The 19,351-nt window shown below is 71.1% G+C and carries 20 protein-coding genes; 12 read left to right on the forward strand and 8 right to left on the reverse strand.

Features of this window, described 5'->3' with window-relative positions; all coding sequences use genetic code 11:
- Nucleotides 1-10: 10 nt before the first annotated feature.
- Both NNW99_RS12615 and NNW99_RS12620 read left to right on the forward strand, forming a co-directional pair.
- On the forward strand, nt 11-2,860 hold the full coding sequence (locus NNW99_RS12615; protein ID WP_215118945.1) for a hypothetical protein: 2,850 nt from the start codon (nt 11-13) through the stop codon (nt 2,858-2,860).
- 13 nt (nt 2,861-2,873) lie between these two features.
- The gene (locus tag NNW99_RS12620; protein ID WP_215118949.1) at nt 2,874-4,211 is read left to right on the forward strand and encodes a CHAT domain-containing protein; all 1,338 of its coding nucleotides are present in this window, start codon (nt 2,874-2,876) and stop codon (nt 4,209-4,211) included.
- Nucleotides 4,212-4,514: 303 nt separating this feature from the next.
- Here the strand turns inward: NNW99_RS12620 and NNW99_RS12625 are convergent, their stop codons facing one another.
- Complete coding sequence (locus NNW99_RS12625; protein WP_215118951.1) at nt 4,515-4,835, reverse strand: hypothetical protein; 321 nt, start codon at nt 4,833-4,835, stop codon at nt 4,515-4,517.
- Nucleotides 4,828-5,709 carry a mycothiol conjugate amidase Mca gene (gene mca, locus NNW99_RS12630; RefSeq protein ID WP_215118953.1) on the reverse strand — a complete coding sequence of 294 codons (882 nt, stop codon included), beginning with the start codon at nt 5,707-5,709 and terminating at the stop codon, nt 4,828-4,830. Before mca ends, NNW99_RS12625 begins: the two co-directional genes overlap by 8 nt.
- A gap of 148 nt (nt 5,710-5,857) precedes the next feature.
- Between mca and NNW99_RS12635 the strand changes: the two genes are divergently transcribed.
- The gene (locus NNW99_RS12635) at nt 5,858-6,256 is read left to right on the forward strand and encodes a DUF4307 domain-containing protein (RefSeq protein ID WP_215118957.1); all 399 of its coding nucleotides are present in this window, start codon (nt 5,858-5,860) and stop codon (nt 6,254-6,256) included.
- 179 nt (nt 6,257-6,435) lie between these two features.
- Complete coding sequence (gene greA, locus NNW99_RS12640; protein WP_215118958.1) at nt 6,436-6,933, forward strand: transcription elongation factor GreA; 498 nt, start codon at nt 6,436-6,438, stop codon at nt 6,931-6,933.
- Nucleotides 6,934-6,998: 65 nt separating this feature from the next.
- Here greA and NNW99_RS12645 read toward each other — a convergent pair whose 3' ends face one another.
- The 3 genes from NNW99_RS12645 to ilvA all read right to left on the reverse strand — a co-directional run bounded on the left by NNW99_RS12645 (nt 6,999) and on the right by ilvA (nt 10,231).
- Nucleotides 6,999-7,856: an ABC transporter permease gene (locus tag NNW99_RS12645; protein WP_215118960.1), complete on the reverse strand. Its 858-nt coding sequence runs from the start codon at nt 7,854-7,856 to the stop codon at nt 6,999-7,001.
- Nucleotides 7,853-8,854 carry an ATP-binding cassette domain-containing protein gene (locus tag NNW99_RS12650; protein ID WP_215118962.1) on the reverse strand — a complete coding sequence of 334 codons (1,002 nt, stop codon included), beginning with the start codon at nt 8,852-8,854 and terminating at the stop codon, nt 7,853-7,855. The genes NNW99_RS12645 and NNW99_RS12650 overlap by 4 nt, the downstream gene beginning before the upstream one ends.
- Nucleotides 8,855-9,001: 147 nt before the next feature.
- A complete protein-coding gene (gene ilvA / locus NNW99_RS12655) occupies nt 9,002-10,231 on the reverse strand; it encodes a threonine ammonia-lyase (protein ID WP_215118964.1) in 1,230 nt (409 codons plus the stop codon).
- 163 nt (nt 10,232-10,394) lie between these two features.
- Here ilvA and NNW99_RS12660 point away from each other — a divergent pair, with 163 nt between their 5' ends.
- From NNW99_RS12660 to NNW99_RS12670, 3 genes are all read left to right on the forward strand, one after another.
- The gene (locus NNW99_RS12660) at nt 10,395-10,901 is read left to right on the forward strand and encodes a MarR family transcriptional regulator (protein WP_189722925.1); all 507 of its coding nucleotides are present in this window, start codon (nt 10,395-10,397) and stop codon (nt 10,899-10,901) included.
- A 126-nt stretch (nt 10,902-11,027) separates the two neighbouring features.
- Nucleotides 11,028-11,534: a sigma factor-like helix-turn-helix DNA-binding protein gene (locus NNW99_RS12665; RefSeq protein ID WP_215118966.1), complete on the forward strand. Its 507-nt coding sequence runs from the start codon at nt 11,028-11,030 to the stop codon at nt 11,532-11,534.
- On the forward strand, nt 11,531-11,779 hold the full coding sequence (locus NNW99_RS12670) for a hypothetical protein (RefSeq protein ID WP_215118968.1): 249 nt from the start codon (nt 11,531-11,533) through the stop codon (nt 11,777-11,779). Before NNW99_RS12665 ends, NNW99_RS12670 begins: the two co-directional genes overlap by 4 nt.
- Before the next feature lie 22 nt (nt 11,780-11,801).
- Here the strand turns inward: NNW99_RS12670 and NNW99_RS12675 are convergent, their stop codons facing one another.
- Nucleotides 11,802-12,956, reverse strand: a complete 1,155-nt coding sequence (locus NNW99_RS12675; RefSeq protein ID WP_215118970.1) for a cystathionine gamma-synthase — start codon at nt 12,954-12,956, stop codon at nt 11,802-11,804.
- Nucleotides 12,957-13,121: 165 nt separating this feature from the next.
- Here NNW99_RS12675 and NNW99_RS12680 point away from each other — a divergent pair, with 165 nt between their 5' ends.
- From NNW99_RS12680 to NNW99_RS12700, 5 genes are all read left to right on the forward strand, one after another.
- Entirely contained in the window at nt 13,122-14,240 is a 1,119-nt protein-coding gene (locus tag NNW99_RS12680; RefSeq protein WP_215118972.1) for a hypothetical protein, read from the forward strand.
- A gap of 110 nt (nt 14,241-14,350) precedes the next feature.
- The gene (msrA, locus tag NNW99_RS12685; RefSeq protein ID WP_215118974.1) at nt 14,351-15,019 is read left to right on the forward strand and encodes a peptide-methionine (S)-S-oxide reductase MsrA; all 669 of its coding nucleotides are present in this window, start codon (nt 14,351-14,353) and stop codon (nt 15,017-15,019) included.
- 130 nt (nt 15,020-15,149) lie between these two features.
- Nucleotides 15,150-16,256, forward strand: a complete 1,107-nt coding sequence (locus tag NNW99_RS12690) for an AI-2E family transporter (protein WP_215124245.1) — start codon at nt 15,150-15,152, stop codon at nt 16,254-16,256.
- A gap of 102 nt (nt 16,257-16,358) precedes the next feature.
- The gene (locus tag NNW99_RS12695) at nt 16,359-17,015 is read left to right on the forward strand and encodes a DUF4389 domain-containing protein (RefSeq protein WP_215118975.1); all 657 of its coding nucleotides are present in this window, start codon (nt 16,359-16,361) and stop codon (nt 17,013-17,015) included.
- A 74-nt stretch (nt 17,016-17,089) separates the two neighbouring features.
- On the forward strand, nt 17,090-18,007 hold the full coding sequence (locus tag NNW99_RS12700) for a DUF5829 family protein (RefSeq protein WP_215124246.1): 918 nt from the start codon (nt 17,090-17,092) through the stop codon (nt 18,005-18,007).
- A 33-nt stretch (nt 18,008-18,040) separates the two neighbouring features.
- On the opposite strand, the gene NNW99_RS12705 is transcribed toward NNW99_RS12700, so the two are convergent.
- Entirely contained in the window at nt 18,041-18,802 is a 762-nt protein-coding gene (locus NNW99_RS12705; RefSeq protein ID WP_215118976.1) for an SDR family oxidoreductase, read from the reverse strand.
- Between the two features lie 104 nt (nt 18,803-18,906).
- Nucleotides 18,907-19,290: a VOC family protein gene (locus tag NNW99_RS12710; protein WP_215118977.1), complete on the reverse strand. Its 384-nt coding sequence runs from the start codon at nt 19,288-19,290 to the stop codon at nt 18,907-18,909.
- Nucleotides 19,291-19,351 lie beyond the last annotated feature (61 nt).

Raw genomic sequence — 19,351 nt, forward strand, 5'->3', positions numbered from 1 at the left:
GGGAAAGCCATTGGTAAAGGACCCGCGCGATCCGACACCGCCTCCGACGTTCGGGGAATTCTTCGGGCGGGCGGACGAACTCGCCCGCATCGGGACGTGGCTGGAGCTGCGCACGGCCCCGCCCCCGCCGTCCGGCCGCAGCCTGCCCACCCTGATGGTGCTGCACGGCCCGGCGGGCGTCGGCAAGTCCGCCGTGGCCGCCCAGGCTGCCCACCGGTCCGGCGTACGCACGCACTGGATCTCCCTCTACGACGCCACGCTCGCGGACGTGGAACCCACGCTGTTACGGCTGCTCGGCGAGTGCGGCGGGTCACGCGCCGTCATCGTGGGGGCGGCCCTGGGCACCGACCGTGCGTTCCGGCGCACCCTGCGCGGCGAACTCGCCCGGCGGCTTCGCGACCGCCTCCTCGTCCTGGACGGAACCACGCCCCCGGTGGTGCGGGCCCTGCTGCTCTTCCTGCGTGACTGCCGCGGCCTGGCCGTGCTCGTCACCTCACGTCAGGAGTCCGGCTGGCGGCGCATCGGCGCCCGACTGCTCGCCGTCGACCCCCTGGACCCCGGGACGAGCAGGGATCTCGTCGCCCGGATGGCGACCGGGGGGCCCTGGACGGCCGGATACGGGCCCGCGTCCTGGCCGGCTTCGCTGGCAGGCGCGGCGCAGGGGCTGCCCGCGCTCGCCCGGATCGCGAGCTCCCTCATCGCCCGTGGGACGGCGCCGCGCGAAGGGCCGCGACCGGGCGAGTCGGGGCCCGGACGGCTCGTCCGGCTGGCCCTGGAGGACTGCACGACCGATCAGCGGGCGCTGCTGGGACGTCTGTCGGCGCGGAACTCCGCGGCGCCGTTCACCGAGCGCACGGCGGAGTTGCTCGGCTCGCCGGAGGACGGCCCGGACCACGTGCGTTCCATGCTGGGCGGCCTGCTCGACAAGGAGCTGTTACAGCGGTGGAGCCGAGACGGGACCTACTGTCTTCCCCAGCCGGTGGCGGATGTCGTACGGGCGGCGGAGCCGGTGTTCTCGGTGGAGAAGGTCACGGCCCTGTGGGCGGAGCACGCCCTGCAGGGCACCGCCGTCGCACTGGACGGCCGGACCGAGCACCCCCTCGGCCCTACCCCGCCAGGACTCGCCCCCCGCGACCTCGTCCCCCACCTCGACGACTTCCTGTCCCTGCTCGCGGGCAGCGCTCAGCGGGGGCGGCGGGAGGACGCGATCGCGGACGGCCTGGCCGTGCTGCTGGCCGTCCTCGGTGACGCGCACCGGCTAGTGGCACTGCACCGGCTGTGGCCCATCCTCTCCGTTCGCCGTGCCCTGAGCTCGCTCGCCGCCGATGTGGGCCTGCTGGAGCAGGCCGCGGCGCTGTACGACACCGACAAGTGGAGCAACGCGGACGCCGTCCCGCACGCCGCCGCCCTGTGCCATCGGGCGGGGCGACTGTCCGAGGCGCTGACAGTGCTGGACGGCCTGCTCAGGGACGAGGCCCGCCCCGACGACCGGCACACGGCCTGGGCGCTGCTGGTCCTCGGGGCCGTGCGGTGCGACCAGGGCGAGGTGGTGGAGGCCGAGCGGGCGCTGCTGCGGGCGGCCGCCCTGCACCGGGCCTCCGGATGCCGGCGCGGGCTCGGCTGGACCCTGCTGCACAGTGCCCGGGTGTGCCTCCTGAGCGGCCGGGACGACGAAGCCGGACTGCTGCTCGAACAGGCCGACGCGGAACTGCTGTCCGTCGCGGACACCCGCGGCATGAACTGGGTCACGACGCAGCGGCTCCGGCTCGCGCTGCGGCACGGCGTGCCGGAGGCAGCCGATGAACTGGGCCGGGGGGCCCACGCCCGGCACCAGCTCGCCGAGGACATCCGCGGCGACGGGTGGACGGCCTTCTACCGGGCCCTCGCCGCGCTGGAGCGGGGCGACCGCCACGGTGCCCGCGGGGCGCTGGGGCGAGCCGCGCAGCTCTTCCGGGAATGCGGAGACGACCTCGGCAGCGCGTGGACGGAGCACTGGTCGGCTCTCCTGTTCTCCGCCCCCGACAACGACTACTCCGCACCCGCACAGGTGTCGCTGAGGCCCGCCTGGGCGCTGTTCGGGAGGCTCGGCTGCACGCTCGGGACGGCGTGGACCGAGCTGGAGATGGTCGCCCGCCGCAGGCCCAGTGACCGCGATCTGCCGCTCCTGGACTCGGCGGAGGAACACTTCCGGGCCCTGGGAGACGCCTACGGAATGGCGTGGGCCGCCGCCGTGCGGGCCGACCACCAGCACCACCCGCAATTGGACGGTCCGTATTGGGTCCGGGCCTTCGTCGCCTCCCTGCCGCCCGAACTCCCGGTTCCGGACCGGGAGCGACTGGTCGCGGAGATCAGGCGCTACCTGGAGGCCGGGGGCGTGCTGAGCGGCCGGACCATTCCCCTGAGCGCCCGGAACACCGTCGCCGTCCGCCACACCGGCCCCTGGTTCGTGGACGTGCCCGGCCGTACCGGCCCCCACTGCCGCGTCCGCGTCACCCTGCTCGACGACACCCCCGCCGAGGACACCACCGCCCGCCTGCTCCTGCGGGTCTCCCCCGAGGACGGCCACCCCTGGGGCGCTTCAGGGGCGGACCGGCCCTGGCTGACCGTGACCGCCGCGCCCCTCACCCCCGCGTCCGTCGACCCCGCCAGCGCCCTGCTACGACCCTCGGAACAGGCGGTGCACGGCGCCGAGTTCACCTTCACCGCGCACCGCACCGGCACCCACCGCATCCGCTTCACCATCGCCCTCGAACGCACCGGGACGGTCCTGCAGCAAGTGGAAACAGAACTCGACATCCTGGATCACGACGAGCACGGCGGGCTGTCCTCGCCCGAGGCCGTCACGCACCGAGGCCGCTAGGAACGCCCCGCGCATGCCAAGAGAGCTTCACGTACGCGTCGTCCAGGACCCCAGCCGCGGCTTCACGAACCTGCCCGACGCTCGGACCGAGGGGCCGGACATCACGGTGTCCCTGGACGTCCTGGGCGAGGACCGGCTCAGGGCACGGCTCTACGGCCCGGCCGTGCCGTCGCTGTACGGCACGGAGCACCGGGTGGATCTGGCGGTGCATCCGGCCGAGGTGCGCTCCGCCGCGGCGCGGCTGTGCCGGATGTGGAAGGAGCTCCTGCTCGACCACCGTCCCATGGCGCCGGACGGCCGCCCCGTCGCCGGTGAGCCGGAGACGCCGTACGCCTCCCTGGTGGACCTGCGCTCCCGCCCCGTGGACGAGCTGACGACTCTCCTGGAGGAACTCGCGCTGGTCGGCTCGGAGTTGCTGTACGGCGTGCTGCTGGGCGGCACCGACCCGCGCATCGCCCGTTTCCGCGGCTATCTGACGGAGGCCCTGGCCCAGGGCGAGGGCATGCGGATCCGTTTCGACTCGGACCTGCATCTGCCCTGGCCGATGGTGTGCCTGGCGGCGGAGGATCTGCCGCCCGGCCCCGGGACCCGCGCCGAGGTCCTCCCCGCGCTCTTCCGCCGTTTCCTCGGCCACCGCCATCAGATCGAGCAGACCGGCGGTGCCTATCCCTGGCTCGACGGGCTCCGTGACGCCCCCGAGGTGCCGGCCGTGAGCCTGAACCACGACACGCGCGTCGACCGGGCGGGCCGCACCCGGGCCGCCGACGTAGCGGCCCTCCTCGCCAAGGGCACCCGGTTCGTCGAGCGGTCCACCTGGCAGGAACTGGTGAGCGCGCTGGCTCGGTCCGATCTGTGCGAGCAGCTCATGTACTTCTGGTGCCACGGCCGCTTCACCGCCGACGGGGCACAGCCGCCCTCCCTGGTGCTCAGCCTGACCGACCACAAGAGCATCGACGCGCACACCATCCGCGAACGCCGGCGCCGCTTCGGCACCGACCACCCCTTCCAGCCGTTCGTCGTCCTCAACGCCTGCTACGCGGGGCTGCCCGAGGGGAGCGCGGACGCCAGGTTCCTGAGCAGGGCGTTCGTCGATGCGGGGGCACGCGGGGTGCTGGGCCCGCAGATAGAGATACCCCAGGTCTTCGCGGCCGAGTACGCGCTGGAGTTCCTGACCCGCTACCTGGACGGGACGCAGACCGCCGGCAGCATCGCCCTCGCGGTGACCAGGCACTTCGCCGACGAACTGCGCAACCCCCTGGGCCTCGCCTATGCCCTCCACCACGGCATGGACACCCGCCTGGAACGGACCGCCGCCCCCGACGCGGACGCCGGGCGGGAGGTGCCTGTATGACCCCTGCCGACGCGACCGTGCACACCGTCGGCCTGGGGCCGGACGGCTTCACGGCTTCACGGCTTCACTGTGGACTCGCTGCCGCTGTTGCAGACGGCGGCTCCGCGCGACGCCTTCGCGACCGGCTTCCCGGCCCTGTCCGAGGCGCCCCTGCGCGGCCCGCCCCCGTCTCGGCGGTCCTGATGCTGCCGCCCAGCGGGGCGCACGCTCCGGCCGTCTGGGGCGGGAGACGGCACACCTGCTGCTGTCACCGGCCGCCCGCAGCCGGTGACAGTGCGCTGCCGACGGGCGGCAGCCGGGTGGTCAGCCGTTCGCGGACGGCTTCTTCGCGGACCCGGCGGCGCTCTCGGCGGAACCCTTCGACTCCACGGACTCCGACTCCGACTCCGGCTTCGGCTCCGCAGCCGCCTCCGCCTGGTCGGCCTTGGGGTCCGGGACCTGGGTGAAGTCGACCCTGTTCATGTGCCGGCTCATGGACTTCATCAGGGCCCACACCGCCAGGGCCATCGCCGCGAAGACGATGAAGCCGAGGACGCCGGGGGTGACCTTGTCCTCGTCGACCTCCTTGGCGAAGGAGACGAGGTGCGTCATTGCCAGGCTTGCGCTTGCGCTCATGTCAGGCATTGTCGCGGACGCCCGCGAAGAGGTCGTCCTCGGGGAGGGAAGTATCGGCGAGCGACTTCGCCAGCTCGTACTCCTCCGTCGGCCAGACCTCCTTCTGGATGTCCATCGGCACCCGGAACCAGCCCCCGTCCGGATCGATCTGCGTGGCGTGCGCGATCAGCGCCTTGTCACGGATCTCGTAGAAGTCGGCGCAGGGGACGTGCGTGGTGAGTGTGCGCTGCTTCATACCGAACTCGTCCCAGCGCTTGAGCCAGTCCCCGTACGGCGACTCCAGGCCCCGGTCGAGCATCGCCTGGTGCAGCGCCTCGGTGCGGGGGCGGTTGAAGCCCTGGTTGTAGTACATCTTCAGCGGCTGGTACGCCGGGCCGTACTCGGCCTCCGGGTACTTCTCGGTGTCCGCCGCCCCCTCGAACGCGACCATCGAGATCTTGTGGGTCATGATGTGGTCGGGGTGCGGGTAGCCGCCGTTCTCGTCGTAGGTGGTGATCACCTGGGGGCGGAAGGCGCGGATCTTCCGCACCAGCTCTCCGGCCGCCACGTCGACGTCCTCCAGGGCGAAGCAGCCCTCCGGCAGCGGCGGCAGCGGGTCGCCCTCGGGCAGCCCCGAGTCGACGAAGCCGAGCCACTCCTGCTTGACCCCGAGGATCTCCCGGGCCTCGTCCATCTCCTTCTTGCGTACCTCGTGGATGTGCTCCTCGATGTACTTGTCGCCCTGAAGCTTGGGATTGAGGATGGAGCCGCGCTCCCCGCCCGTGCAGGTCACGACCAGCACGTCCACCCCCTCGGACACGTACTTCGCCATGGTGGCCGCGCCCTTGCTCGACTCGTCGTCGGGGTGGGCGTGAACGGCCATCAGTCGCAACTGGTCAGTCAAGACTCAATCCTCAGTAAGTCGGCGCCCTGTGTGCGTCGGCGCAATCAGCGGCTTCTATAGTGACCGAACCGGGGGACGAATAATTCCGGGACCGGGCCACAGGGCCTCTCCCGGCCCCTTCGCCCGGGCCCCTGCCAGGAGGACGATCATGAGTACGGCGAGCACGCGACTGCCCGAGGGCCGTTACGGCCGTACCTCGGACGAGCGCGCCGACCGCAAGCTCAAGATCATCGGGTCCGTCCTCGCGGTGGCGCTGCTCGGCCTGGTCGGCTGGTTCGGCTACCACTACGTCGTCAAGAACGAGATCAGCGCCGAAGTGATCAGCTTCGAGCCCGGCAAGGAATCCGTGAAGGTGCATCTGGAGGTCCGCAAGGACGCCGGTGCCGCCGGCTACTGCACCGTGCGCTCACAGGCCGAGGACGGTTCCGTGGTGGGCCGGGCCGAAGTGCGCTTCGACGGGGACGACACCGTCATCGACAAGGTCTTCACGCTGCGCACGACCTCACCCGGGACGACCGCTGAGCTGCAGGGCTGCCAGGCCGACTGAGGCCGCCAGGACGTCACCTGCAATACGCAGCGGCTGACCTGCGTTGACGCGATTCTGGTGGCTTATGTCCTCCCCCTTCTGCTCCTGAATTGTTAGGCTCGTGGTTTCGCCCATCCGTGAAGGAACATTCTTCTGGGTAGGGCGATGCTTTGTATTCCCAGTACCTACGAGGAGCACCTGTGACCCAGACCAGCGAGAACGTCACCTGGCTGACCCAGGAGGCGTACAACAAGCTCAAGGCTGAGCTTGCGCACCTTACTGGTCCCGCGCGAACGGAGATCTCCGCGAAGATCGCCGCTGCGCGCGAGGAGGGCGACCTGCGTGAGAACGGCGGGTACCACGCGGCCAAGGAGGAACAGGGCAAGCAGGAACTCCGTGTGCGCCAGCTCACCCAGCTTCTCGAGAGCGCGAAGGTCGGCGAGGCGCCCGCAGCGGACGGTGCGGTGGCGCCCGGCATGGTCGTCACGATCGCGTTCGACGGCGACGAGGACGACACGCTGACGTTCCTGCTCGCCTCACGCGAATACGCGAGCTCCGACATCGAGACGTACTCGCCGCAGTCCCCGCTGGGCTCCGGCGTGATCGGCCACAAGGTCGGCGAGGACGCCGAGTACGAGCTGCCGAACGGCAAGAAGGCCTCGGTGAAGATCATCAAGGCCGACCCGTACGACGGCTGACCCGCCCGTCGAGCCTCGACCTGCCCCCGGTGTCGCTGCGGCACCGGGGGCATCGTCATGCCGTGTCACGCCGTCGCCGACCGGTACTTGCGCACCGCCAGGGTCCGGAAGACGACCAGGATGAGGATCGAGTAGATCAACGAGGCCCAGACCGGGTGCTGCATGGGCCAGGCGTCCGACGGTGACTGGCCCGGGTTGGCGAACAGCACACGGCAGGCCTGGACCGTGGCACTGAAGGGGTTCCACTCGGCGATGTGGCGCAGCCACGGGGTCATATGGCTGGTGTCCACGAAGGCGTTCGAGATGAATGTGACCGGGAAGAGCCAGATGAGCCCGCTGGACGTGGCCGCCTCGGGGGTTCTGACGGACATGCCGATCAGGGCGCCGATCCAGGTGAACGCGTAACCGAGCAGGAGCAGCAGGCCGAAGGCGCCGAGCACCTTGCCGGCGTTGGTGCTGCCGTCCGACCCGACGCGCCAGCCCACCAGGAGGGCGACCACCGCGAGCACCACCAGGGTCAGGGCCGTCTGCACCGAGTCGGCGAGGGTGCGCCCGGTGAGCACCGCGCCGCGTGCCATGGGCAGGGAGCGGAAGCGGTCGATGAGGCCCTTGTGCATGTCGTCGGCGATGCCCGCGCCTGAGCTGGCGGTGGCGAAGGTGACGGTCTGCGCGAAGATGCCGGCCATCAGGAAGTTCTTGTAGTCGACGGCGCTGGTGCTGCTGCCGATCTGCATGGAACCGCCGAAGACATAGGTGAAGAGCACCACGAACATGATGGGCTGGATCAGCCCGTAGATAATCATCTCGGGGATGCGGGACATTCTGATCAGATTGCGTTTCGCAACGACCATCGAGTCCCGGATCGACTGGCTGACCGGGTTCGCGGCGGGTGCGACCCGCACGGCATCGCTGACGGCGCTCACTGGGCGGCCTCCTTGTCGACCCTCTTGTCGATCTCTTCGTCCATCTCCTCGTCCTTGGCTTCGGCCACGTGTCCCGTCAGGGACAGGAAGACGTCGTCGAGGGTCGGCCGGCGCAGGCCGATGTCGTCGATCTCGATGCCTCGGGTGTCCAGTTCCCGGATGACCTCGGCGAGGAGCTTGGCGCCGCCGGTCACGGGCGCGGTCAGCTTGCGCATGTGCTCCTCGACGGCGGTCTCGCCCTTGCCGAAGCCGGCGAGGACCTCGGCGGCCGCCTGGATGTGCTCGCGCTCGTGCACCACGAGCTCCACGCGCTCACCGCCGGTGCGGGCCTTGAGCTGGTCGGAGGTGCCCTGGGCGATGACCCGGCCCTGGTCGACGACCGCGATGTCGTGCGCCAGGTGGTCGGCCTCTTCCAGGTACTGGGTGGTCAGCAGCAGCGTCGTACCGCCGGAGACCAGTTGCTTGATGACCTCCCACAACTGCTGGCGGTTGCGGGGGTCGAGGCCGGTCGTCGGCTCGTCCATGAACATCACGGGCGGCGAGACGACGAGGGCCGCCGCGAGGTCGAGCCGGCGGCGCATGCCTCCGGAGTAGGTCTTGGTGGGGCGGTCGGCGGCGTCCGTGAGGTGGAACTGCTCCAGCAGCTCGACCGCGCGCTCCTTCGCCGCCTTCGCCCTCATCTGGTAGAGCTGGCCGACCATCTGGAGGTTCTCACGGCCGGTCAGGTATTCGTCGACGGCCGCGAACTGGCCGGACAGGCCGATCGAGCGGCGGACGGCGTCGGGCTGCTTGAGCACGTCGATGCCCGCGACGACCGCTCGCCCGCTGTCGGGTCGCAGCAGGGTGGTCAGGCAGCGGACGGTGGTCGTCTTACCCGCGCCGTTCGGCCCGAGCAGGCCCAGGACCGTGCCCTCGGGCACGTCCAGATCGACACCGTCCAAGGCTTTGACGTCACCGAAGGTCTTGACCAGACCTTCGGCATGGATGGCACCTGGCATGTGAGTCTCCACGTCTTCGGGGATCTCCGGACAGATGAACAAGGCAGTACACGGACACACCATAACGCGATGTATCGCGTCTCACAATCGAACTTCCCATGTCGCGTTCCGTGAGAAGAAGGGATCTTGACGGGCTCCGGCGCCGGGTCAGCTCATGACCGTGTAACCCGCCTCGCGGAGCGCGCGGCCGACCTCGACGCAGTGCTCCGGGCCCTTCGTCTCCAGGTGCAGCTCGACCTCCGCCTCCGTGAGCCCGAGCCGTGGGTCGGTCCGTACATGGCTCACATCGAGGACGTTAGCGTCCACCACTGACAACACACCCAGAAGTGTGGCGAGAGCACCGGGACGGTCCGTCAGCCGCAGCCGTACGGCCAGGTAGCGGCCCTGCGCGGCCATGCCGTGCCGCAGCACCCGCTCCATCAGCACCGGGTCGACGTTGCCGCCCGAGAGCACCGCGACGACCGGCCCCTCGAAGGCGCCGGGCTCGCTCAGCAGCGCCGCGACCGGGCTCGCCCCGGCGGGCTCCACCACCAGCTTGGCCCGCTCCAGGCACAGCAGCAGCGCGGCGGACAGCTCGTCCTCGCTGACCGTGCGCACCTCGTCGACCAGCTCGCCGACGAGCCCGAACGGCACATCGCCGGGCCGTCCGACCTTGATCCCGTCGGCCATCGTCGCCGGGTTCTCCACCGTCATGGGCCGGCCCGCCGCGAGTGAGGGCGGGTAGGCCGCCGCGCCCTCCGCCTGGACTCCCACGATCCTGAGGTCCGGCCGCAGGGCCTTCACCGCGACCGCGATCCCGGCGGCGAGACCGCCCCCGCCGATGCCGACGACGATCGTGCGCGCCTCGGGGCACTGCTCGAGGATCTCCAGGCCCACCGTGCCCTGGCCCGCGATGATGTCGGGGTGGTCGAAGGGGTGGATGAACACCGCGCTCGTCTCGGCCGCGTACTCCTGCGCCGCGGCCAGCGTCTCGTCGACCACCTGGCCGTGCAGCCGCACCTCGGCCCCGTAGTCCCGGGTGGCGCTGACCTTGGGCAACGGGGCGCCCTTCGGCATGAACACCGTGGAGCGCACACCGAGCAGTGCGGACGCGAGGGCGACGCCCTGCGCGTGGTTTCCGGCGCTCGCGGCGACGACACCGGCGGCGCGCTCCTCGGGCAGCAGACCGGCGATCCGGACGTACGCGCCGCGCAGCTTGAACGAACCGGTCCGCTGGAGGTTCTCGCACTTGAGGTGTACGGGCGCGCCGACCATCTGGGAGAGGTGCCTGCTGCCTTCCATCGCGGTCACCCGCGCCACACCCGAGAGCATCTTCTGGGCGCCGCGCACATCGTCGAGGGTGACGGGTCGCAAGGAGTCAGCCGTGCTGTAGCTCATGACACCAGCATCGCAGTTCACAGGCGGGAACGACGGTTGTGACCAACCTCCGAGACCCGCTTTGTGAAGCGCCGGTACGACCCGCCTCCCGGCCGCGTACCCTGTCCCCCAATCAGCCAGCCCTCCACGAAGTGAGCCCCCGGCGATGCCCACAACACCTGAAATGTCGATGGACATGACGACCGTCGGTGACACCGGTCTTCTCGACACGCTGCAGCACGAGGTGGCACTGTTCGCCCGCCGTGCCGAACAGACCCGGCTCGGCGGAGTCGGGCAGGTGCGCAACTCCATGGACCGCGCCGCGTATCTCCTGCTCAACCGTCTCGACAAGGAAGGCCCGATGGGCGTCAAGGCGCTCGCCGCGAGCATGGGGATCGACTCGTCGACGGTCACCCGGCAGGTGGCTCCGCTGGTGGACACGGGTCTGGTGAAGCGCACCTCGCACCCCGAGGACGGACGCGCGGTGGTGCTCCAGCTGTCCCCGCGCGGGCAGGCCCGGCTGGAGGAAGTGCGCTCGTCGCGGCGGCAGTTGATGGCCGAGCTGACCGAGGAGTGGGAGCCGGAGGAGCGCGAGGCGTTCTGCACGCTCCTGACGCGCTTCAACAGCGCGCTGTCCGCCCGGATGGCGGTGCCGGGAGTGCCGGGGCCGGAGACGCAGTCGCCCTCCTGAGCACCGGCCGTGCGCGGCTCTTGACCGCGGGGCCGACCCTGGCCTGATATGAGACCGGGTCCTGTCGTACGCGTCCGTACGCGGCCGGGCCCGCATCCTCAGGGTCGCCGGCGGGCGGGAGGCGCGATGCGGCAACGGCATGCGTCCCGGGAGACCCGTCGGGCCCGGGAGTTCGAGGCGTTCGTCGCGGGCGCGGCGGGTCGGCTGCTGCGTGCCGCCACCCTGCTCACCGCAGAGGACCCGGACGACAACCCCCGTGCGCGGCGCCTGCTGACCCTGTCCTTGGCGCACACGTACGCGTGCTGGGACCGGCTGCGCGGCGAGGATCCCTACGACCGCACCCGCCAGTACCTCGCCACCCGCTTCGCACGCGGCACCTGGCATCACCACGGCCCGCTCGGCCGCACCCGCCCGCACCCCGCCGCACCGCTGGCCCCGCTCACTCCGCAGGAACGTCTGATCCTGGTCCTCAGGCTCTACGAGGGCGTCGCCGAGGAGCAGACGGCGGCCCTGCTCGGGCTTTCCGTGGAGCGCGTAAGGGCCATCTGTCACCGGGCGATGTCGACCCTGCTGCACCGGCAGCGGGGTCCGGCACCTGCGGTGGCGGCTTCCGCGAAGGCGGTGCCGTCATGAGAGGGAACGACCGCGAGGCGACCGTGCGGCGGCTGATGGAGCAGGCGCCGCGGCCCGTGCCGCCCGAGATCCACACGGAGGCGGTGCGCCGGGGCGGCCGCATGCTGCGGCGCAGGGCGCTGGCCCGCCGGATGCTGTGGCTGCTGCTGCTCACGGCGGCCGTGGCGTTCACCGTGTGGGCGCTGACGGTCCGCCCGTGGGTGGAGCCGCCGTCGGAGACGACTCCACCCCTCACCGGCTGGTGACCCCCGAAGGGGCCGGGCCGTTCTAGCCGAGCGCCTGCTGCAGGTCTTCCAGCAGGTCGTCGGCGTTCTCGATGCCGACGGACAGACGCACCAGGTCGGCCGGGACCTCCAGGGCCGAGCCGGCGGCGGACGCGTGCGTCATACGGCCGGGGTGCTCGATGAGCGACTCCACGCCGCCCAGGGACTCGCCCAGCGTGAACACCTTGGCGCGGTTGCAGACCTCGACGGCCGCCTCCTCGCCGCCCTCGACACGGAACGAGACCATGCCGCCGAACGACTTCATCTGCTTGGCGGCGATCTCGTGGCCCGGGTGCTCCGGCAGGCCCGGGTACAGCACGCTGCTCACGCGCGCGTGCCGGGTGAGCATGTCGGCGACCTTGACGGCGTTCTCGCTGTGCCGGTCCATGCGGACCGAGAGCGTCTTGGTGCCGCGCAGCACCAGCCATGAGTCGAAGGGGCCGGCGACGGCGCCCATCGCGTTCTGGTGGAAGGTCAGTTCCTCGCCCAGGTCGGCGTCGCTGGTGATCAGCGCGCCGCCGACGACGTCCGAGTGGCCGCCCATGTACTTGGTCAGCGAGTGCACGACGACGTCCGCGCCCAGGGCCAGCGGCTGCTGGAGGTAGGGCGTGGCGAAGGTGTTGTCGACGACGAGGCGGGCGCCCGCGTCCCGGGCGATCTGAGCGACGGCGGCGATGTCGGTGATGCCGAGCAGCGGGTTGGAGGGGGTCTCCACCCACACCACCTTGGTCTTCGGGGTGAGGGCCGCCCGCACGGCCGCCGGGTCGCTGGTGTCGGCGACCGACCACTCCACGCCCCAGCGGGCGACGACCTTGGCGAACAGCCGGAACGTGCCGCCGTAGGCGTCGTTGGGGATGACCACGTGGTCGCCGGGGCTGAGCAGCGTACGCAGCAGGCAGTCCTCGGCCGCCAGCCCGGACGCGAACGCGAGGCCGCGGCGGCCGCCCTCCAGGGCGGCGAGGTTCTCCTCCAGCGCGGTCCTGGTGGGGTTGGCGCTGCGGCTGTACTCGTAGCCGCCGCGCAGACCGCCGACGCCGTCCTGCTTGTAGGTCGAGACCTGGTAGATCGGCGGGACGACCGCGCCCGTCAGGGGGTCGGCCGTGTTGCCCGCGTGGATCGCGAGCGTCTCGAAGTGCTGACTGATGTGCCTGTCGCTCATGAGGACCGAGGGTAGTGCGCCGAGACGAAGAGTGCCGGAGTACGAGTCGACGCGCGCTCGGCGCAGGGTTCTCCACAGGACCGCCGGGGGCTGCCCGGCGGGGGTTTTCCACAGGTTCGGGGAGGGGGTTGGCCAATTGTCGGCGCGGTCTGGTTCGCTTGTTGCATGGAGATTCTGTGGGTCCTGATCGCACTGGTCATGCTGGGCTTCGTGCTGCTCCCCTTCCTGCGACGCCGGCGCGGTGCGGTCGGACTGGTCTCGCCCGACCACCCGGACGCCGCGGACCCGGCGAACTACGGCTTCGTCCGCGAGGAGGAGCTCGACATCCGCATGCCCGGCCCCGACCAGGACCTGCTGGACGTCCTGGACGTGGTGCAGCGCTCGGGGGACTACCGCGCGGCGCAGCAGCTCCTCGCGGGCACGGAGACGGAGGGCGAGCGTCGCTGGCAGCGGGTGCAGGCCTTCGCGGGTGCCGCATCACTGGAGCTCGCGCGGCGGCCCGGCGGGGTCGGCGAGGCGCCGGGCGGTCAGTGGCTGCGGGTGTGGCGGGCCGAGGCGCCCAAGGACGCGGGCGGCGCCGCGGTGCAGGCCGAGTTCCTGGTGCAGCAGGCGTGGCGGACGGCGACACCGGGGACGGACGAGTTCCGGATCATCATGGAGGAGGCCAGATCAGCGTGCGGCGACGCGGCGCTGCTCTCCCCCGGCGATCCCGTTCCGTACATCGTCGAGCTGTCGGTGGCCCGCGGGCTCGGCTATTCACGGAAGGACTTCGAGCAGCTCTGGCTGAAGATCCTGGACCGCGACCCGGCGCACATGGGCGCGCATCTGGCGGCGCTGCACTACTGGTGCGAGAAGTGGCACGGCTCGCGTGAGCTGGCGTACTCGTTCGCCGAGGCCGCGGCGGCCCGTGCGCCCCAGGGCTCGCTGCTCGCTGCGATGCCCCTCTTCGCGGTGTTCGAGCACCTCCCCGAGGTGACCCTGGTCAGCAGCTTCTGGCAGTCGGAGGTCGTCACGAAGGCGATGCACGGCGCGCTGCACGCGGTGCACTCGGCCCGCGCCGACGACCCGATGCTGGCACACGCGCGGCATCTCCTGATGTTCTTCCTGGTCCGCAGCGAGCGCTGGGCGGAGGCCATGAGCCAGCTCATACACATCGACGGCCATGTCGGCGCCCTGCCGTGGACGCTGTCCCAGGACCCGGCGGCGGAGTTCGCGGTGTACCGGGCGCTGGCGGTGGCGGGCTACGAGGCGAACGGCGGCAGCCCGGCGAGCCTGCCGCACTGAGGGCCCGGGCCGCGGAAGGCCGGAATTCCCTCCGGCCTCCGCACGTTGTAGAGGGCGTCCCGTAGACGGCCGCAGATGGCGCCGCCCCCTGGAAGACCGCTGGAGACCGCATGTTCCTGCACAGCCGTACGCCCCAGCTGCCCTCCCCCGAGCAGACGCTGCCCGGCCGCCCGGTGCCGTCGTTCACGGTGCCCGACCGCCACACCGTCCTCGGCAACCCCCTGCTCGGCCCCTACCCGGAGGGCCTGGAGGTCGCCGACTTCGGTCTGGGCTGCTTCTGGGGCGCCGAGCGCAAGTTCTGGCAGCTCCCGGCGGGGGTGTGGACGACCCTGGCCGGCTACCAGGGCGGTCACACCGAGAACCCCACCTACGAGGAGGTCTGCTCGGGCCTGACCGGCCACACGGAGGTCGTGCGCGTGGTCTTCGACCCGAAGCTGATCTCGTACGAGCGCCTGCTGAAGACGTTCTGGGAGTCGCACGACCCCACGCAGGGCTTCCGCCAGGGCAACGACGTGGGCACGCAGTACCGCTCGGCGGTCTACACCCACACCCCCGGGCAGGCGGCCACCGCCAAGTCCTCCCGCGACTCCTACCAGCAGGTCCTCTCCTCCTCCGGGTTCGGCGAGATCACGACGGAGATCGCCCCGGCACAGGGCCGTCCCTTCTACCCGGCCGAGGGCTACCACCAGCAGTACCTGGACAAGAACCCGGCGGGATACTGCGGCATCGGCGGCACGGGCCTGTCCTGCCCGATCGGTGTGGCCAAGGCCGAGGGCTGAACCCCGGTACCGGCAGAGCCGAACCCGGTACCGCTGAAGCCGAGGCCGAGTGCTGAACACCGGTACCGCTGGATACGCGGGGGCTCCCTGGCAATAGGGTGCCCCCGTGACTGCCCCCTCGAATTCGACCCTGAGTCCGGCGAAAGCCCGTCACGCGCTGCGGCTGTCCGCGCGCGTGTCCGCGGAGTTGCTGCTGGTCTTCGTGATGCTGGCCGTGTCTCTGTGGCTGCTGGGCCGGATGTGGTCGGTGGTGTGGCCGCTCGTCGTCGGGCTGCTGCTGACCACGCTGACCTGGCCCGCGGCCCGCGCCCTCCGTCGTCGCGGGTGGCCGCCCGCGCTCGCCGCGTCGCTGGTGACCGTGCTGTTCCTGCTGGTCGCCGTGGGTGTGGTGGCGTTGATCGCGGTGCCGGTGGCGTCGCAGTCCGGTGAGCTGACCGACGGTGTGGTCGAGGGCATCCAGCGGCTGCGCGAGTGGGCGGCGGGGCCGCCGTTGAACATCGGTGACGCCCAGATCAACAAGGCGTTCGACTCGGCGGTCGCCCGCGCCCAGGAGGGCGTCGGCAGCATGGTCGGCACGGTCGTCACCGGTGTCAGCACCGTGGTGAGCGGAGTGGTCACCGCTGTCCTCGCGCTGTTCCTGATGTTCTTCTTCCTCAAGGACGGGCCGAAGTTCCTGCCGTGGCTGTCCCGGCAGCTCCCGGGCCGGTTCGCCGCCGACGTCCCGATCGTGTTCGCGCGCGGCTGGGCCACCCTGGGCAGCTTCGTACGGTCCCAGGCGGCCGTCGGCCTGCTCGACGCGGTGCTGATCGGGCTGGGCCTGTGGATCCTGGGCGTGCCGCTGGTGCTGCCGCTGGCGGTGCTGACCTTCGTCTCGGCGTTCGTGCCGATCATCGGCGCCCTGTTCGCCGGTTTCGTCGCGGTCCTCATCGCGCTGGTCTCCAACGGCGTCACGGACGCGCTGATGGTGCTGGCCATCATCGTGGTGGTGCAGCAGCTGGAGGGGAACGTCTTCCAGCCCATGATCCAGAGCCGTGGTCTCGGGCTCCACGCGGCCGTGGTGCTGCTCGCTGTAACGCTGGGCGGCAGTCTGGCCGGCATCGTGGGCAGTCTGCTCGCCGTCCCCATCGCCGCGCTGATCGCGGTGGTGTGGAACTACGTACGCGAGCAGCTCAGCGACCCGCCGCGGGAACCGGACGACACCGACGAGCCGGACGCCGTCGCGCCCGTGCTGTCGTAACGGCCCCGTTCGCGCGACCGGTCATGGACGCGCGAACGGCCCCGCCCGGGTCGCGGGGCTCCTCCTCGCTTGCGAATCTGCAGGCGAAAGGAGTTCCGCCACATGAACCCTGTCACCGCGTCGCCCGTGCGTATCGAGGCGTCTGTGGACGCCCGGCTGTCCCGATGGCTGTGGCTGGTGAAGTGGCTGCTCGCCATCCCGCACTACATCGTGCTGTTCTTCCTGTGGATCGCCTTCGCGGTCGTGACGGTCATCGCGTTCTTCGCCATCCTGATCACGGCCCGGTACCCCCGGTCCCTCTTCGACTTCAGTGTCGGCGTGCTGCGCTGGAACTGGCGGGTCGGCTACTACGCCCACACCGCCCTCGGCACCGACCGGTACCCGCCGTTCACCCTCGCCGACGTGCCCGACTATCCGGCGCGCTTCGACGTCGTCTACCCCGAGCGGCTGTCGCGCGGGCTGGTCCTGGTGAAGTGGTGGCTGCTGGCGATCCCGCAGTACATCGTGGTCGCGATGTTCGTCGGGGGCGGCTGGGGCGGGGACAGTTGGCGCGGCGCCGGGCTGATGCCCTGGCTCTCCCTGGTCGCGGTGGTCATCCTGCTGTTCACCGCCCGCTATCCGCGGCACCTCTTCGACTTCCTGCTGGGCCTCGCCCGCTGGTGCGCGCGGGTGACCGCCTACGCCGCCCTGATGACCGACCAGTACCCGCCGTTCCGGCTCGACCTGGGCGGCCAGGAATCCCCGGCGAAGAGCCTCTGACAACGCCGCGCCCCAGCGGAATCGATTCCTCCCGCCCTACGCTCCTTCGCATGGTTCTCAGACGAGCGTTACAGGTGATCATGGTCGTCACTCTGGCCCTCGCGGGGGCGGTCCAGGGCGGGGCGGTTTCGGCGCGGGCGACCGACTCCGGACGGCAATTGCTGTTCTACAACCACGCCTACGGCGTCCTCGACCGGGAGACCGCCGACGCCATCGAGCACTCCGCCTATCTGCGCGACTTCGCCGACTTCCAGGTCCGCACCACGACGGGTTCCGGCGGGCAGACCTGGACCGGCCGCTATCTGATGGGGCGCGAGACCTACCTGGAGCTGTTCGGGGTCGGCGACCTGCCCGGCAAGGAGGCCGCCCTCGGCGCCACCGGCATGGGCGTCTCGACCGAGCGGAAGGGCGACCTGGTGACGGTGCTCGCGCGGCTGCGCGAGCAGGGAGTCGGCGACCCGATCGAGTTCCAGCAGACACGCGACTTCGGCGACGGCGTCCCCGTGCCGTGGTTCGACGCCGTCTTCACCACCGACCAGTACGACCGCTTCGGCGCCTGGGGCATGGAGTACCGGCCGGAGTACTTCGCCGACCCGCGCGGCAACACCGAGCCCGCCGCACACCCCGGTGACGTGGGCCGGGAGCGCTATCTGCCCGACGCCTACCGCGACCGTCTGATGCGGGACGTGACGGGCATCCGGCTCGCGGTGACCGCACGCGACCTCGCCAACACGGTGCCGCTGCTGCAGGCCGGCGGGTTCGCCGTGCGTTCCCTGCCGGACGGGGGCGTCGTCGCGAAGGGCGGCACCACCACGCTCCGCTTCGACGCCGTGCCCCTCGACCAGGTGGGCCTGCGGCAGGTCCGGATGTCGCTGAACCGGCCGGTGTCGTACCGGCACGAGGAGCGCATCGGTCACTCGACCCTCACCGTCGGCCCGGGGTCCCGTGCCGTGTGGACCTTCGACGACCAGGACCGGCCGGCTTCCCGGTAAGGCCCGTAAGGCCCCCAGGAGCCCCCGAGCCCCCTAGCCCAGCCGCTCCACCAGGAACTCCTCCCACGTCCGCTTCCCCTCCTCCGCCCCCCGCAGGGTGAGGTTCGCCCCGGCCCGGTACGCCCGCCCCGCCTTGCCGGGGATGCGCACCGGCAGCATCGGGCGGCGCCGCCCCCTCAGGCGGAGGTAGGGGCGGGCCAGTTCGGCGAGGGTGTGGACGTGCGGCCCGGCCAGGTCCGGGACGAGGCCGGACGGGGCGCCGAGGGTCAACTCCGCGAGTCGGGCGGCGACTTCGCGGGAGTCGACCGGCTGGAGCCGCAGGCCGCCCGGGACCGGGAACACCGGCAGCTTGGCCATCTTCTCGACCATGGTCAGCGTGAGGTCGTGGAACTGGGCCGCGCGCAGGGTCGTCCACGGGATGCCCGAGTCGGCGACGGCCCGCTCGGACTCCAGCTTCGTGCGCATCCAGGCCAGCGGCACCCGGTCCGCGCCGATGACCGAGATGTAGACCAGGTGCCGTACCCCGGCCCGGGACGCGGCGCGCACCAGATTGCGGGTCGCCTCGTCGTCGCCCTTGGGGCCGCCCGCCAGGTGCAGCACGGTGCCCGCGCCCTCGATGGCGGCATCGACACCCTCGTTCTTCAGCAGATCGCCGGTGACGTACTCGATGCCGTCGGCGGCCGGGCGGGCGGTCCGGCTGAGGATCCGCACCTCGTGGCCGGCCGCGCGCAGCAGCGGGACGACATGGCCGCCCAGGGTGCCCGTACCGCCGGTGACCAGGATGGATGACGTCATGACCACTCCCCGATGTCGACTTCGCGGTTCGCTGTCGCGGTCCGCCTTCGCCGGTATGACGGAGGGCGGCGGGGAGATGTGACAGACGCGGGCCGAGAGGAAGGTCAGCCGCCGCTGCCGTACGGCCGCGTGATGATCTCCAGTCGGTGGCCGTCGGGGTCGTCGAAGTACGCGCCCCGGCCGCCGTCGTTGTGGTTGATCTCGCCGGGGCGGCTGTGGAACGGGTCCGCCCAGTACGTCAGACCGGCCTCCTGGATACGGCCGAAGATCACGTCGAACTCTTCCTCCGAGACGAGGAAGGCGTAGTGCTGCGGCGTGATGGCGCCGGGGGTGTCCATGTAGTCGAGCGTCACGCCGTTGGGGATCTCGACCGGGAGGAACGGGCCGTAGGGCGGGCTCACTTCGAGTCCCAGGAGGTCGGCGAGGAACCGGGCCGAGGCGCGCTTGTCGTGCGCGACGACGATGGTGTGGTTCAGCTGCACGGTCATGGTGGGCCTCCCCTCCCGACCCACCATACTCCGGCACATATTAAGGTAAGCCTCACCTTAT

Source organism: Streptomyces sp. CRCS-T-1 (assembly GCF_024442335.1).
GTDB classification, from domain to species: domain Bacteria; phylum Actinomycetota; class Actinomycetes; order Streptomycetales; family Streptomycetaceae; genus Streptomyces; species Streptomyces koelreuteriae.

Coding starts and splice junctions, on each gene's coding strand:
- NNW99_RS12680 (WP_215118972.1), top strand. CDS start 13,122: ATGGAGATTCTGTGGGTCCTGATCGCACTGGTCATGCTGGGCTTCGTG.
- NNW99_RS12620 (WP_215118949.1), top strand. CDS start 2,874: ATGCCAAGAGAGCTTCACGTACGCGTCGTCCAGGACCCCAGCCGCGGC.
- NNW99_RS12695 (WP_215118975.1), top strand. CDS start 16,359: ATGAACCCTGTCACCGCGTCGCCCGTGCGTATCGAGGCGTCTGTGGAC.
- NNW99_RS12670 (WP_215118968.1), top strand. CDS start 11,531: ATGAGAGGGAACGACCGCGAGGCGACCGTGCGGCGGCTGATGGAGCAG.
- NNW99_RS12665 (WP_215118966.1), top strand. CDS start 11,028: ATGCGGCAACGGCATGCGTCCCGGGAGACCCGTCGGGCCCGGGAGTTC.
- msrA (WP_215118974.1), top strand. CDS start 14,351: ATGTTCCTGCACAGCCGTACGCCCCAGCTGCCCTCCCCCGAGCAGACG.
- NNW99_RS12625 (WP_215118951.1), bottom strand. CDS start 4,835: ATGCCTGACATGAGCGCAAGCGCAAGCCTGGCAATGACGCACCTCGTC.
- NNW99_RS12660 (WP_189722925.1), top strand. CDS start 10,395: ATGTCGATGGACATGACGACCGTCGGTGACACCGGTCTTCTCGACACG.
- NNW99_RS12675 (WP_215118970.1), bottom strand. CDS start 12,956: ATGAGCGACAGGCACATCAGTCAGCACTTCGAGACGCTCGCGATCCAC.
- NNW99_RS12635 (WP_215118957.1), top strand. CDS start 5,858: ATGAGTACGGCGAGCACGCGACTGCCCGAGGGCCGTTACGGCCGTACC.
- NNW99_RS12710 (WP_215118977.1), bottom strand. CDS start 19,290: ATGACCGTGCAGCTGAACCACACCATCGTCGTCGCGCACGACAAGCGC.
- NNW99_RS12650 (WP_215118962.1), bottom strand. CDS start 8,854: ATGCCAGGTGCCATCCATGCCGAAGGTCTGGTCAAGACCTTCGGTGAC.
- ilvA (WP_215118964.1), bottom strand. CDS start 10,231: ATGAGCTACAGCACGGCTGACTCCTTGCGACCCGTCACCCTCGACGAT.
- NNW99_RS12705 (WP_215118976.1), bottom strand. CDS start 18,802: ATGACGTCATCCATCCTGGTCACCGGCGGTACGGGCACCCTGGGCGGC.